At 74.0% G+C, this 12,466-nt stretch carries 16 protein-coding genes; 8 read left to right on the top strand and 8 right to left on the bottom strand.

Annotation, left to right across the window (positions count from 1 at the left end):
• Nucleotide 1 precedes the first annotated feature (1 nt).
• Nucleotides 2-574 carry a DUF5709 domain-containing protein gene (locus ACQPYA_RS26495; protein WP_433529773.1) on the bottom strand — a complete coding sequence of 191 codons (573 nt, stop codon included), beginning with the start codon at nucleotides 572-574 and terminating at the stop codon, nucleotides 2-4.
• Between the two features lie 95 nt (nucleotides 575-669).
• The gene (locus ACQPYA_RS26490) at nucleotides 670-1,662 is read right to left on the bottom strand and encodes an SDR family oxidoreductase (protein WP_433529772.1); all 993 of its coding nucleotides are present in this window, start codon (nucleotides 1,660-1,662) and stop codon (nucleotides 670-672) included.
• Between the two features lie 136 nt (nucleotides 1,663-1,798).
• Here ACQPYA_RS26490 and ACQPYA_RS26485 point away from each other — a divergent pair, with 136 nt between their 5' ends.
• Nucleotides 1,799-3,001: a glycosyltransferase gene (locus ACQPYA_RS26485; protein ID WP_433529771.1), complete on the top strand. Its 1,203-nt coding sequence runs from the start codon at nucleotides 1,799-1,801 to the stop codon at nucleotides 2,999-3,001.
• Here the strand turns inward: ACQPYA_RS26485 and ACQPYA_RS26480 are convergent.
• From ACQPYA_RS26480 to aroA, 4 genes are all read right to left on the bottom strand, one after another.
• The gene (locus ACQPYA_RS26480) at nucleotides 2,956-3,912 is read right to left on the bottom strand and encodes a hypothetical protein (protein ID WP_433533634.1); all 957 of its coding nucleotides are present in this window, start codon (nucleotides 3,910-3,912) and stop codon (nucleotides 2,956-2,958) included. The genes ACQPYA_RS26485 and ACQPYA_RS26480 overlap by 46 nt on opposite strands.
• 59 nt (nucleotides 3,913-3,971) lie before the next feature.
• A complete protein-coding gene (hisN, locus tag ACQPYA_RS26475) occupies nucleotides 3,972-4,775 on the bottom strand; it encodes a histidinol-phosphatase (RefSeq protein ID WP_433529770.1) in 804 nt (267 codons plus the stop codon).
• A 277-nt stretch (nucleotides 4,776-5,052) separates the two neighbouring features.
• Entirely contained in the window at nucleotides 5,053-6,177 is a 1,125-nt protein-coding gene (gene rsgA / locus ACQPYA_RS26470) for a ribosome small subunit-dependent GTPase A (protein WP_433529769.1), read from the bottom strand.
• Complete coding sequence (gene aroA / locus ACQPYA_RS26465) at nucleotides 6,147-7,451, bottom strand: 3-phosphoshikimate 1-carboxyvinyltransferase (protein ID WP_433529768.1); 1,305 nt, start codon at nucleotides 7,449-7,451, stop codon at nucleotides 6,147-6,149. Before aroA ends, rsgA begins: the two co-directional genes overlap by 31 nt.
• A 101-nt stretch (nucleotides 7,452-7,552) precedes the next feature.
• On the opposite strand from aroA, the gene ACQPYA_RS26460 reads away from it, so the two are divergent.
• The 5 genes from ACQPYA_RS26460 (at nucleotide 7,553) to rsrA (ending at nucleotide 10,942) form a co-directional block, all read left to right on the top strand.
• Nucleotides 7,553-8,263: an SOS response-associated peptidase gene (locus ACQPYA_RS26460; RefSeq protein ID WP_433529767.1), complete on the top strand. Its 711-nt coding sequence runs from the start codon at nucleotides 7,553-7,555 to the stop codon at nucleotides 8,261-8,263.
• A gap of 193 nt (nucleotides 8,264-8,456) precedes the next feature.
• Nucleotides 8,457-8,849 carry a WhiB family transcriptional regulator gene (locus ACQPYA_RS26455; RefSeq protein ID WP_433529766.1) on the top strand — a complete coding sequence of 131 codons (393 nt, stop codon included), beginning with the start codon at nucleotides 8,457-8,459 and terminating at the stop codon, nucleotides 8,847-8,849.
• Nucleotides 8,850-8,881: 32 nt separating this feature from the next.
• The gene (locus ACQPYA_RS26450; protein ID WP_433529765.1) at nucleotides 8,882-9,496 is read left to right on the top strand and encodes an alpha/beta hydrolase family protein; all 615 of its coding nucleotides are present in this window, start codon (nucleotides 8,882-8,884) and stop codon (nucleotides 9,494-9,496) included.
• Between the two features lie 341 nt (nucleotides 9,497-9,837).
• Nucleotides 9,838-10,653 carry a sigma-70 family RNA polymerase sigma factor gene (locus ACQPYA_RS26445; protein ID WP_433529764.1) on the top strand — a complete coding sequence of 272 codons (816 nt, stop codon included), beginning with the start codon at nucleotides 9,838-9,840 and terminating at the stop codon, nucleotides 10,651-10,653.
• Between the two features lies 1 nt (nucleotide 10,654).
• A complete protein-coding gene (rsrA, locus tag ACQPYA_RS26440) occupies nucleotides 10,655-10,942 on the top strand; it encodes a mycothiol system anti-sigma-R factor (protein WP_131303717.1) in 288 nt (95 codons plus the stop codon).
• Between the two features lie 145 nt (nucleotides 10,943-11,087).
• Here rsrA and ACQPYA_RS26435 read toward each other — a convergent pair whose 3' ends face one another.
• On the bottom strand, nucleotides 11,088-11,162 hold the full coding sequence (locus ACQPYA_RS26435) for a 50S ribosomal protein bL37 (protein WP_370461611.1): 75 nt from the start codon (nucleotides 11,160-11,162) through the stop codon (nucleotides 11,088-11,090).
• A gap of 202 nt (nucleotides 11,163-11,364) precedes the next feature.
• Between ACQPYA_RS26435 and ACQPYA_RS26430 the strand changes: the two genes are divergently transcribed.
• Entirely contained in the window at nucleotides 11,365-11,580 is a 216-nt protein-coding gene (locus ACQPYA_RS26430; RefSeq protein ID WP_433529763.1) for a biotin/lipoyl-binding carrier protein, read from the top strand.
• Nucleotides 11,577-12,089 (top strand): GNAT family N-acetyltransferase, encoded by a 513-nt coding sequence (locus ACQPYA_RS26425; RefSeq protein WP_433529762.1) that lies wholly within the window; start codon nucleotides 11,577-11,579, stop codon nucleotides 12,087-12,089. Before ACQPYA_RS26430 ends, ACQPYA_RS26425 begins: the two co-directional genes overlap by 4 nt.
• Here the strand turns inward: ACQPYA_RS26425 and ACQPYA_RS26420 are convergent.
• Nucleotides 12,073-12,447, bottom strand: coding sequence for a hypothetical protein (locus tag ACQPYA_RS26420; protein WP_433529761.1), 375 nt, complete (start codon nucleotides 12,445-12,447; stop codon nucleotides 12,073-12,075). The two genes, ACQPYA_RS26425 and ACQPYA_RS26420, sit on opposite strands and share 17 nt — an antisense overlap.
• Between the last annotated feature and the right edge of the window lie 19 nt (nucleotides 12,448-12,466).

Here is a 12,466-nt window from a genome sequence, read left to right as displayed (position 1 = left end):
CTCAGACCGAGTGCGGCGGTCGGGTCTCGTGCACGGCCAGTTCCTCGGCGCTCGCCCCGCCGCCGGCGGCACCCGCGTCGTACGCGATCGAATCGGTCTCCTGGTCGGTGTGCGTCCCCTCGTCCGGCTCGACCAGCCGACCCACCGTGGCATCCGCGACGCTGCCCAGCTGGCCGTGGTCGTAGAGCGAGACCGGCGAATGCGGGTCGGAGGTGGGTCCGGGGTCGATCACGTCGGCGTCGAGTTGCGCCTGCGCCGCCTGCTCCCGGCTGTCCGCCTCGGCCGCGATGTCCGGGTCGACCGGGCCGGCCAGCGGATCGTCGACCGGAAGCTCGAACTGTTCCCGGTCCAGCTTGTAGTCCAGCGACTCGCCGTCGAGCTGCTCGTCGGCGGTGGTGCCGAACTCGTCGACGGCCACCGGCGTCCGGTCGGCGGGCAACTGGGCTGGTGCCGGGCCGTCCGCCTCCCGCCCGGTCAGTACGTCGTCCCCGGCCGTCGAGTCGTCGTCGGCCGTGTCGGGCAGGCCGTCGGCCTCGGGATCGGAGACGGGCCTCGGGTACTCGTCGTCGCGCATACCTTGACCACTACCCGCTGCCCTCCCGCGATAACCCGGCACCACCGGCGCTTCCGGTCGGGTGTTAAGCGGGGGCCCCTGCTCTACCGCAGGCGTTAACAGGGGGCCCTTCCTTTCCGGCGGGTCATCGCGGCGAGGGCGGTGCCGGCGGCGGCCAGGCCGAAGGCGGTGGTGATCCGGACCAGCTGGCGGCGTCGGCCGTGCCAACCGCCCTCCGGCACCGCCCCGGCGTCGGGCTGGAAGACGTTCCCGGAGTTGTCCCACTCGGTCGCCGCCCCGAACTGGGTGCGGTGGGCGTACCAGCCGAGGAAGCGCTCGACCAGTGCCGGCGCGAGCCGCCACTTCAGCCCGATCAGGCGGGCGGCGCCCCCGGCGTACGCCTCGCGGCGGGGCCGGCGCAGCAGCCGGACGATCGTCTCCGCGACCACCTCCGGCGGGTAGACCGGCGGAGGCGGCACCAGCTCCCGGCCGGTGTGGTTGGCGGTGTGCCGGAAGAACGGTGTGTCGACGGTGGCCGGCAGCAGGGTGCAGACCGAGATGCTGCCCCGGCCGGTGACCCGCAGCTCCTGGCGGACCGTGTCGGCCAGCCCCCGGATGCCGTGTTTGGCCGCGTTGTACGCGGACTGGTACGGCATCGCCACCTCGGCCAGCATCGAGGCGTTGTTGACCACGACCCCGCCACCGGCCGCGCCGAGATGGGGCAGGGCGGCCCGGAGGCCGTGCGCGGTGCCGAGCAGGTTCACCTCCAGCACCCGACGGAACTCCGCCAGCGGGATCTCGTCGAAGAGCCCGACCACGCCGACCGCCGCGTTGTTGATCCAGGCGTCGACCCGGCCGAACTCGGCCGCCGCGGTGGCCGCCAGCCGCTGCACCGCGGCCGGGTCGGTGACGTCGGTGGGCACCACCAGGGCCCGTCCGCCCAACTCCCGGCAGCGCCGGGCGACCTCGCGCAGCGCCGGCTCGGTGCGGGCGGCCAGCACCACGGCGCTGCCCCGCCGGGCCAGGGCGTACGCGGTCGCCGTCCCGATGCCGCTGGACGCGCCGGTGATCACCACCGTGGCGTCGGCGAGGCTCCGGGTCAGGGGCATTCCTGGTCGGTACCCCGCGGTGTCGTGGTCATGCCACCGGCCGCTTCCCGATCTGCCAGGTTTCGGCTCCTGGGGCCCGGGTTAATGGGACGCTCTGACCGGAGGACCACCGCCAACATACGTATGGAGGTGACCCATGCGCGTCGGCCTCGTCTGTGCCCACGCCGCTGCGCCGCCGTCCGACGACGGCACCGTCGTCGGCACCTACCAGCACATCGCGCGGGTGGCCGCCGAACTGGCCGGGCGAGGTCACGACGTCCGGGTGTACGCCCGTCGGGACGACCCGGAGCCGGCCGACAGCATCGCCGTCGACGGTTACCGGATGGAGCGGGCGACGGTCGGTCCGGTCGCGCCGATACCCACCGCCGAGCTGGTGCCGTACGTGGCCGAGTTCGGCAGATGGCTGGCCGAGCGGTGGGCGGGCGACTGGACGCCGGAGGTGGTGCACGGCCACTACTGGGTCGGCGGGCTGGCCGCCGCGCACGCCGTCCGGGAGACCGACATCCCGGTGGTGCAGACGTTCCACTCGATCGGCATGGAGCAACTGCGTCACCTCGGCCCGCAGTACGACGGGCCGGGCACCCGCATCCCGCTGGAACGGGCGCTGACCAGGGTGGTGGACATCGCGGTCGCGCAGTGCAACGACGAGGTGGACGAGCTGACCCGGATGGGTCTGCAACGCACCTCGGTGGCGATGGTCCCGACCGGCGTGGACACCGGGCAGTTCCACCCTGACGGCGAGGCGGCCCCGCGCGACCAGCGGCCCCGGATCCTCTCGGTGGGTGGCCTCTCCCGCGGCCACGGCCAGGACGACCTGATCCGCGCCATGCGCCTGGTCGGCGACGCGGAGCTGGTGATCGCCGGAGGTCCGCCGGCCGAACGCCTGGCCAACCACGCCGAGGCCCGCCGGCTGCGCGAACTGGCCGAGCGGATCGGCGTGGGCGAGCAGGTGCACCTGGTTGGTGCGGTGCCACATGACCAGATGGCCACCTGGTACCGCTCGGCCGACGTGGTCGCCTGCACGCCGCGCTACTCCTCGGCCGGCCGGGTGTCACTGGAGGCGATGGCCTGCGGTGTCCCGGTGGTCGGCTACGCCATGGGCGGTATCGCCGACGCCGTGGTCGACGAGGTCACCGGCAAGCTGGTGCCGCCGGGCGACGTACGCGCGCTCGGCATGACCCTGCGCCGGCTGCTCACCGACAACGCGGGGCGGTTCGCGTACGGGCACGCCGCGGTGGACCGGGTCCGGTGCAGCTACACCTGGGAACGGACGGCGGGTGCCCTGGAACGGCTCTACGAGCGGGTGGTCGGTCGACGCAGACCGGTCGAGGCGGCCTGAGTCGCCGGCTTTACCGGCCTGGCCGGCTCCACCGGCAGGGTGTTAAGAAGGGGCCCCTGCTCTACCGCAGGCGTTAACAGGGGGCCCCTGCTTCGGGGGCGGGCGACGGCGTGGTGGTGCTGTGGTTCGGCGTAGCGGGTGAGGCCGATGACGGCGGCGAGGGTGACCAGGAAGCCGATGCCGGCGAGCCACTCCCGGCCCGGCCAGATCTTGTCGTTGAGCAGCAGCAGGCCGACGATCGCGGCGGGCACCGCACCGGCGGCGTCCATGGCGGCCACCGCCGCAGTGGTGGAACCGCGCTGCATCGCCAGCCCGAGCAGCAGCTGGCCGACGATCGAGTGGCCGATGAGCAGGTAGAGCAGCGGGTCGGCGAGGAAGGCGTCCCAGCTCGCGGCGGAGGCCAGCGGTCGGGCGGCCACCGCGGCGGCGGAGAAGGCCAGCCCGGCGAGCGAGCCGAGCGCCACCGAGCCGGGCGCGCCGTGCAGCCGGACCGCGAAGAAGCCCAGCACCGCGATGACCGCGAGGGTCACCAGCAGGGCGACCATGCCTGCGGTGCCGAGCTGTTTCGACGGCGCCGGCCGCGCGGCGAGCACCAGCGCGCTGATCCCGGCGAAGAGCAGCAGCAGGAGCAGAACCTCGGCCACCGGCAGCCGCCACTTCAGGACCAGCACGCCGAGGATGGCGGTGACCCCCAGCCCCGCCGCCACGCTCGCCTGCACCAGGAACAGCGGCAGGTCCCGCCGGGCCAGGAAGGCCAGCACGAACCCGCCCACCTGGCAGGCCAACCCGATCAGGTAGGTGCGGTGGCCGGCCAGCCGGAGCAACAGCCCGGGGTCGAAGGTGTGGTGCACGGTGGTGCGGGCCGCGGCGACCGACTGCAACAGGTTGGCGACGCCGTACGCGACGATCATCGCCGCCAGGAAACACCAACCCGAGGTAGCCACCTGGCGAGGATAGAGGTTACCTGGCGTCAGCGCGCGGCCGGCTGACCGAGCCGGTCGAGGATGTCAGGATGCAGCGCCCCGTTGCTGGCCACGGCGCTGTTCTCGGTGCCGTTGGGGGTGGGGTGACCGGCCAGATCGGTGAACGTGCCGCCGGCCTCGGTCACGATGGGTACCAGCGCGGCCACGTCCCAGAGTGACAATTCGGGTTCGATCATGACGTCCAGCGCGCCCTCGGCCAACAGCATGTAACCGTAGAAGTCGCCGTAGGCGCGGCTGCGCCAGGTGTCCCGCGTCAACTGGAGCACCGGCTCCAGCCGGCCGGCCGCCTCCCAGCCGCCGAGTGAGGAGTAACACAGGCTCGCGTCGGCCAGCTTCGCCACCGCGGAGACCCGGATCGGCTCGCCGTGGGCCGCGTCCGGTCCGGCGTACGCCCCGGTGCCGCGCGCGGCCCACCAGCGGCGGCCGAGCGCTGGCGCGGAGACCAGCCCGGCGATCGGCCGGCCCTCCTCCAACAGGGCGATCAGGGTGGCCCAGATCGGCACTCCCCGGACGAAGTTCTTGGTGCCGTCGATCGGATCCACCACCCACTGCCGCGCGCCGGCCGTTGGCGTGGCGCCGTACTCCTCGCCGAGCAGGCCGTCGCCCGGCCGGTGCTCGGCCAGCAGGGCGCGGATCTCGCGTTCCACCGCGGTGTCCGCGTCGGAGACCGGGGTCAGGTCGGGCTTCGACTCGACCCGCAGATCGAGCGCGCGGAACCGGGCCGTGGAGATGGCGTCGGCCGCGTCGGCGAGCCGGTGGGCGAGGGCGAGGTCGTCGGCGTACCCGGTCATGCCGGACACGGTAGCGACGCCGGTGCCCGCCCGGCACCGCGGGCCGGCCGGCAGCGCGCCGCAGGTCGGTGGGGCGCCGCGGGTCGGTGGGGCGCCGCGGGTCGGTGGGGCGCCGCGGGTCGGTGGGGCGCCGCGGGTCGGTGGGGCGCCGCGGGTCGGTGGGGCGCCGCGGGTCGGTGGGGCGCCGCGGGTCGGTGGGGCGCCGCGGGTCGGCGGGGCGCCGCGGTCGATGCCGCGCGGCCTGGGCGGGGCCGGGGCACGGCGCGGGCGGGCCGGGTCACTCCACGCGCCCGCGCGGGTCGGTCTCGGCGCGCGGGTCGGTGTCGCCGGCCCGCGAGGCCAGCAACCGGCGGTACGAGGCCAGCCGGCGCGGGTCGGCCCGTCCCTGCGTGACCCAGGCGGTGAGGGCACAGTCGACCTCATCGGCGGTGTGCGGACAGTTCGCCGGGCAGTCGACGGTGGCCTCGACCAGGTCCGCGAAGCCGTGCAGCAGGCTCTCGGCCGAGACGTGCGCCAGCCCGAAGCTGCGTACGCCGGGGGTGTCCACGATCCAGCCGGGATCGTCCTGCGCGCCGGGCAGGGCGGGCAGCCGCAGCGCTACCGCGCTGGTCGAGGTGTGCCGGCCCCGGCCGATCGCGCTGACCGTGCCGATCGCCCGGTCGGCCTCCGGCACCAGGCGGTTGACCAGCGTCGACTTGCCGACCCCGGAGTGCCCGACGAGCACCGACACCCGGCCGGCGAGCAGGCTGCGCAGGGCGTCCAGCGCCGAGTCCGGCCGGATCAGCACGTACGGCAGCTCCAGCTCCGTGTAGTAGTCGAGCACCGCCTCCGGGCCGGCCAGGTCGGCCTTGGTCAGGCAGAGCAGCGGCTCGATGTCCGCGTCGTACGCGGCCACCAGGCAGCGGTCAATGAACCCGGTGCGCGGCGGCGGGTCGGCGAGCGCGCTGACGATCACCAGCTGGTCGGCGTTGGCGACGACCACCCGTTCCAGCCGCCCCTCGGCGGTGCTGGCGTCGTCCTCGGCGGTACGCCGCAGCACCGACCGGCGTGGCTCGATCCGGACGATCCGGGCCAGCGCCCCGGGCGCCCCCGAGGTGTCGCCGACCAGGCCGACCCGATCGCCGACCACCACCGACTTGCGCCCCAGCTCGCGGGCGCGCATCGCGGTGACGGTGGGGATCTCCGGCCCGGCGCCGGCGAGCACGCAGGTGTAGCGCCCCCGATCCACCGCGATGACGAAGCCGTCCTGGGCGTCGGCGTGCCGGGGCCGGGTGCGGGTACGCGGACGCGAGGACCTGCCGGGCCGGACCCGGACGTCGTCCTCGTCGTACTCCCGCCGCCTGGTCGCCAGGGCCGCCCCTTCTCCGTCGCTCAGCTCTTGCCGGTCACCATCGCCGACCATAGTGCCGGGAACTCGGGCATGGTCTTCGAGGTGCACGCCACGTCGTCCAACTCGATGCCGGGCACGGCGAGACCGGCCACCGCCGCCGCGTGCGCCATCCGGTGATCGTGGTAGGTGCGGAACGTCCCACCGCGCAGCGGCCGGGGCCGGATCTCCAGACCGTCGGGCGACTCGGTGACGTCGGCGCCCAGCGCGGTGAACTCGCGGGTCAGCGCGGCCAGCCGGTCGGTCTCGTGGCCGCGGATGTGGCCGACCCCGGTGAGCACCGAGGGGGAGTCGGCGAGCATCGCCAGCGCGGTCAGCGCCGGGGTCAGCTCGCTGACGTCCGACAGGTCGGCGCGCAACCCGCGGACCGTCCCGGTGCCCCGCACGGTGAGCCCCTCGGTGCTGAGCGAGACCTCCGCGCCCATCTGCTGGAACAGGGAGCGGAGCCGCTCCACCGGCTGGGCACTGCCGCGCGGCGGCCAGCCCTGTAGGGTCACCTCACCGCCGGTGACCAGGGCGGCGGCGAAGAACGGCACCGCGCCGGAGAGGTCCGGCTCGATCTCCCAGCCGCGCCCGGTCAGCGGGCCCGGCTCGACCACCCAGACGTCGGAGGTGCTGTCGTCGACCGCGGCACCGGCGGCCCGCAGCATCTGCACGGTCATCCGCAGGTGCGGCGCGGAGGGCACGGGCGGGCCGACGTGCCGGACCACCAGCCCGCGGTCGAAGCGGGGCGCGGCCAGCAGCAACCCCGAGACCAGCTGGCTGGAGGCGGAGGCGTCGATCACCACCTCGCCGCCGGTGACCCGGCCGGTGCCCCGGACCACCAGCGGCAGGCTGCCGGCGCCGGTGGTGTCGATGCGTACGCCGAGCGAGCGCAGCGCCTCGATCAGCGGCCCGAGTGGCCGGGTGCGGGCGTACGGGTCGCCGTCGAGGGTGACCTGCCCCTCGGCCAGCCCCGCCACCGGTGGCACGAAGCGCATGATCGTGCCGGCGAGCCCCACGTCCACGTGCGCCGGGCCGACCAGCCGGTGCGGCCGTACCAGCCAGCGTTCGTCGTCGGCGATGGAGACGTGTGCGCCCATCGCCCGCAGCCCGGCGGCCATGAGTTCGGTGTCCCGGGCGCGCAGCGGCTTGGCCAGCGTCGAGGGGCCGGTGGCCAGCGCGCTGAGCACCAGGGCCCGGTTGGTCATCGACTTGGAGCCGGGCAGGCGCAGCGACGCCGACACCGGATCGCTGGCCGTCGGAGCAGTCCACGGCTGTAGCGGCCGGGTCGCGGTCAGGTTCCCCACAGCTACATTCTGCCGTGCCGTGGGCGTCGTTGGTCGCGCCCGTTTCCCACTCCCGGTGGACGGGACCGCCTGGACGGCGGGAGCGCGCTAGCGTGTGCGGCATGTGCGGGAGGTACGCCACGACCCGGAGCTCTGGTGACCTGAGCGGGCTGTTCGACTCCGCCGACGAGACCGACGGCCGGCTGGTCGCCGACCACAACGTGGCGCCGACCGACCCGGTGCCGCTGGTCCGGGTCAGCCCCGAGGGGCACCGCGCGCTCTCGCTCGGCCGGTGGGGGCTGGTGCCGCCGTGGTCCCGGTCGCCCGCCGGCGCCGCCCGCATGATCAATGCCCGCGCCGAGACGGTCGCCACCAGCCGGGCGTACGCCCGGGCCTTCGCCCGCCGCCGCTGCCTGGTCCCTGCCGACGGCTGGTACGAGTGGGTCCGCCAGCCGGGCGGGAGGAAGCAGCCGTACTACATGACCCCGCTGGACGGCTCGGTGCTCGCCTTCGCCGGCATCTGGTCGGTCTGGGACGGCCCTGGTGGCCCGTTGCTGACCTGCGGCGTGGTGACCACCGACGCGCTCGGCGAACTGGCCGAGGTGCACGACCGGATGCCGCTGCTGTTGCCGCCCGACCGGTGGGCGAGCTGGCTGGACGCGGCCGGCGCAGCGGCGGAGTTGCTCGCCCCGCCCCCGCTGGGCTGGCTCGCCGGCCTGGAGATCCGGCCGGTGGGGCCGGCCGTGGGCGACGTGCGCAACGACGGCCCGGAGCTGACCGCTCGGGTGTCGCCGACGCCTCGTGTCGAGCCGGCGGACCTGACGCTGTTCTGATTACCCACCGCACATTGTCGGGAGTGATTTGCCGCGGTTACGGGTGATAGTTCACTCGGCTGTTTTGCCAACTTCCCGCCAGAGTCTTGTCTCCGCAGGCGCAAGTGCGATAGAACACAGCGCCGGTGGGTGTCGTTCGCGTCAGCCGAACGACCTCCATCGATATTGCTGGTCCCACGGGGGAGGTGGGTGGATGACACGGGCGCGTATGCCCCGTCCGCACGAGGTGGCCGCCGCGCGGCGTGATCCGCGACTGCTGCGGGCGTTGCGCGATCGCCGACAGGACGAGGCCTGGCGTACCAGGGGCACTTGCCAGAGCGTCGATCCGGAGACGTTCTTTCCGGCGCCGAACGAGCCGGCCGATGCGGCGGTGGCGCTGTGCCGAAGTTGCGACGTGCAGGGCTCCTGTCTGGCCTGGGCGTTGGAGGTCGGCGACTGCCACGGCGTGTGGGGTGGCACCACCCCGCGTGAGCGGCGGGCGATGCTGGTGGCCTGGCGTGGCGAGGTGCAACCCGATCCGGACGCCGCCAGCGAGGCGGGCCCGCCGGTGCGGGATCGGCTGCTCACCCTGGTGCCGCTGAGCTGACCACCAGTGGTGCGGGGCCGCAGAATGGTGGGGTGCCGCACGACGACATCATCGAGACTCCACGCGGTCCGGCGCGGGTCGACCTCGACACACCGGTCGGCCCGCCCCGGGCGCTGCTGGCGCTGGGGCACGGCGCGGGCGGCGGGGTGGACGCTCCGGACCTGGTCGCGCTCCGCGCCGCCGCGGTGGCCGCCGGGCTGGTCGTGGCCCGGGTGACCCAGCCGTACCGGGTCGCCGGCCGGCGCGCGCCGGCTCCCGCCGGGCATCTCGACGAGGCGTGGACCACGGTGCTGACCGCGCTGCGGGCCCGCGATCCCGGCGTACCCCTGGTGGTGGGCGGCCGGTCCAGCGGGGCTCGGGTGGCCTGCCGCACCGCGACCGCCACGGGCGCGGCCGGGGTGGTCGCGCTCGCCTTCCCGTTGCACCCGCCCGGACGGCCGGAGCGCAGCCGGGCCGCAGAGCTTTCCACCGGCCTGCCGACCCTGGTGGTCAACGGCGACCGGGATCCGTTCGGCGTGCCGGAACCGGGCCCGCGGGTGCGCGTGGTGATCCGTCCGGGTGAGCGGCACGACCTGCGCGGCGACCCGGCCGGCACGGCCGTCCTGGTGATCGACTGGCTGCGCGGGCACGGCTGGGCGCGGGACTGAGCCCGCCGCCACCCGCGGCCGTCGCGGATCGGCCCGTGCCGGCGAGCCCCGGCACGGCCGGTGCCGGCGAGCTTGCTCGACCACACCGCGCCCGGTCCGAGCGGGCCCGCCGGGTGGGGTGCCGTGCCGGCCGCCGTTTCCGCCGCCCGCGCCGGGTCGTTGCACCCGATGATGTCGCCCCGCCCGGTCCGGGCGACCGACATCGGGCTCCCAGGCCCTTCCTGGTCCCGGCCTCGGGTGTACCCGGTGGCCGGGACCAGGAACGGGGGGCGGGACGGAATGTCGCGGCCCTCCACGGGTGTTGAACCCCTCGGACAAGCACTGTGCGAGGGGGGTGACCGGTGGCGACGGAGGTCCGGAACCGGGAACGCGACGAGCGGGAGGCCCGGCAGCTGAGGCAGCTGCTGACCGGCCCGGAGTGGCCGGCAGCGGTGCCGCCGGTCGAGGTGGCGACGGGCGCACCCGTCGGAACCGAATCTTCTGACAGGTCCGGACGCGTATCCTCGGCGGAGAAGCATCCGACCCGAGGGGATGTGCGGTTGACCACCGAGAAGACGGACGAGCGCAGGGCCCGGTTCGAGCGGGACGCAATGCCATTCGTCGATCAGCTGTACGCGGCCGGCCTGCGGATGACGCGTAACCCCGCCGATGCCGAGGACCTGGTCCAGGAGACCTACCTGAAGGCGTACGCCGCCTTCCACCAGTTCGAGCAGGGCACGAACCTCAAGGCCTGGCTCTACCGGATCCTGACCAACACGTACATCAACTCGTACCGGAAGCGGCAGCGGCAGCCGGTGCAGGCGCCGACCGACGAGATCACCGACTGGCAGCTCGCCGAGGCGGAGTCGCACACCTCCAGCGGGCTGCGGTCCGCCGAGACCGAGGCGCTCGACCGGCTGCCCGACAGCGACGTCAAGGAGGCCCTCCAGCAGTTGCCGGAGGAGTTCCGGCTGGCGGTCTACCTCACCGATGTCGAGGGGTTCTCCTACAAGGAGGTCGCCGACATCATGGGCACGCCGATCGGTACCGTGATGTCGCGGTTGCACCGCGGTCGTCGTAATCTGCGCAAGCTGCTTGAGGGCTACGCCGCGGAGCGCGGTTTCTCCGCCGCGTCGTCGGCCCGGAGTTCGGCCGCCGCCAGTGGCCGGGAGGTGTGACGTGAGCTGTGGAGACCCGCACGAGACGGATTGCCGTGAGGTTCTCGCCGAGGTCTACCTCTACCTCGACCTGGAGTGCGCACAGGAACGTCGTACGCTGATCCGCCACCACCTCGACGAGTGCGGCCCGTGCCTGCGCGAGTACGGCATCGAGCAGGAGGTGAGGGCGCTCGTGGCCCGCTGCTGCGGCAACGAGTCCGCGCCGGACGAACTGCGTGAGCGGCTCCGGGTTCGGCTGAGCGAGCTGGTCGTCTTCGAGACCACCGAGTCGCGCGAGTTGGCCGACTGAGGCCCGTTTCCGCCCCGACCTCCGCTTTTCCGCCCCGATCTCCGTTTCCGAGCGGGATCCCGGACGACGACGCCGGTGGCCCGACTTCGGGCCACCGGCGTTTCGCTGACCGGTCCGCGGCCGCGCGCCGCGGCCGATCGGGCGTTCAGGAGTTGGGGCGCTTGCCGTGGTTGGCGGCGCTCTTCTTCCGGGCCTTCTTCTTCCGGGCCTTCTTCGCCATGCTGACCTCCTCGTGATGGTCGGATCACCTGCGCACGACCTCGGCGCCGGTGCACGCACCGGTCCTCCCGGCGCCAGGGTCCGACCCGTTGATGCTAGTGCGGTCGACACCGGTGGGCGGCTGCCGGGGCCGCTCCCCGCCCACGGGCGGTCGTCTCATGATTTGATACGTCGCAGGCAGTCGCGAGAGAAGGGGCCGGGAGATGGCCGAGGAGATCCGCGCCGAGATGGTGGCGAACGTCTGGAAGGTCGTCGCGTCGGCCGGGGACACCGTGTCCGAGGGGGACACCCTGGTGATCCTGGAGTCGATGAAGATGGAGATCCCGGTGGTCGCCGAGTCCGATGGTGTCGTCCAGCAGCTTGTCGTGAACGAGGGCGACGTGGTGCAGGACGGTGACCTGATCGCGGTGATCGGTTGACCGTCCCGCTGCTCCGCTCGGCCGAGCCGGCCGACTTCGCCGGGGTGGCCCGGCTCACCGTCGCGGCGTACGAGGCCGACGGCCAGCTCAAGGGTGAGAACGGCTACGGCGACGTGCTGGCCGACGTGGCCGGCCGGGCGGCGCACGGCGAGATTCTGGTCGCCACCGACCCGGCCACCGGCCGGCTGCTCGGCTCGGTCATCTTCGTCCTGCCCGGCAGCCGGTACGCCGAGCTGTGCGGCCCGGGCGAGGCCGAGTTCCGGATGCTGGCGGTGGACCCGGCGGCGCAGGGCCAGGGCGCGGGCGCGGCACTGGTCGAGGCGTGCGTCGCGCGGGCGACCGAGCTGGGCTGCACGGCCCTGCTGATCTGTGTACGCGACGGGCTCGCCGCCTCGGCCCACCGGCTCTACCGGCGTCGTGGGTTCGTCCGCGTCCCGGAGCGGGACTGGACGCCGATCCCCGGCGTCGACCTGCTGGCCCTCCGCCTCTCCCTCACCGCACCGCGATGAGGAGGGCGAGCGCGGTCAGTGTGATCGAGAGCGGCACCATGGCGGCTCGTTCCGAGCGGCTGCGGGAGAGCGCGTTCGGCGCGATGGAGAGCGCGAAGTAGCCGACCAGGATCCACATCGCGACGCGCGAGACCGATTCGGCGAACACGTCGATGAGTCCGGCCCGGTCGAGGGCGATCGCCGCGATGAGGGCGTACAGGACGATCGACACGGCGCTGCCGATCCGGAGCGGCAGCGGCAGCACGTCGTGCTGGCCGCCCCAGGCGAACCGGCCGAGCGGTGCGCCGAGCGCGAGCGCCACCTGGCCGGCCGCGAGGACCGCGAGCAGGACGACGAGGGTGACCGCAGCGAGGGGCACCGGGCCAGTGTAGTGATCA

This window comes from Micromonospora sp. CA-263727 (assembly GCF_050942455.1).
Taxonomy (GTDB): Bacteria; Actinomycetota; Actinomycetes; order Mycobacteriales; family Micromonosporaceae; genus Micromonospora.
This window is presented reverse-complemented; position numbering and strand designations above follow the sequence as displayed.

What these genes read in the sequence shown, in the direction of transcription:
- ACQPYA_RS26495 (WP_433529773.1), bottom strand. Translation starts at nt 574, where the DNA reads ATGCGCGACGACGAGTACCCGAGGCCCGTCTCCGATCCCGAGGCCGAC.
- ACQPYA_RS26490 (WP_433529772.1), bottom strand. Translation starts at nt 1,662, where the DNA reads ATGCCCCTGACCCGGAGCCTCGCCGACGCCACGGTGGTGATCACCGGC.
- ACQPYA_RS26485 (WP_433529771.1), top strand. Translation starts at nt 1,799, where the DNA reads ATGCGCGTCGGCCTCGTCTGTGCCCACGCCGCTGCGCCGCCGTCCGAC.
- ACQPYA_RS26480 (WP_433533634.1), bottom strand. Translation starts at nt 3,912, where the DNA reads ATGATCGTCGCGTACGGCGTCGCCAACCTGTTGCAGTCGGTCGCCGCG.
- hisN (WP_433529770.1), bottom strand. Translation starts at nt 4,775, where the DNA reads ATGACCGGGTACGCCGACGACCTCGCCCTCGCCCACCGGCTCGCCGAC.
- rsgA (WP_433529769.1), bottom strand. Translation starts at nt 6,177, where the DNA reads ATGGTCGGCGATGGTGACCGGCAAGAGCTGAGCGACGGAGAAGGGGCG.
- ACQPYA_RS26460 (WP_433529767.1), top strand. Translation starts at nt 7,553, where the DNA reads ATGTGCGGGAGGTACGCCACGACCCGGAGCTCTGGTGACCTGAGCGGG.
- ACQPYA_RS26455 (WP_433529766.1), top strand. Translation starts at nt 8,457, where the DNA reads ATGACACGGGCGCGTATGCCCCGTCCGCACGAGGTGGCCGCCGCGCGG.
- ACQPYA_RS26430 (WP_433529763.1), top strand. Translation starts at nt 11,365, where the DNA reads ATGGCCGAGGAGATCCGCGCCGAGATGGTGGCGAACGTCTGGAAGGTC.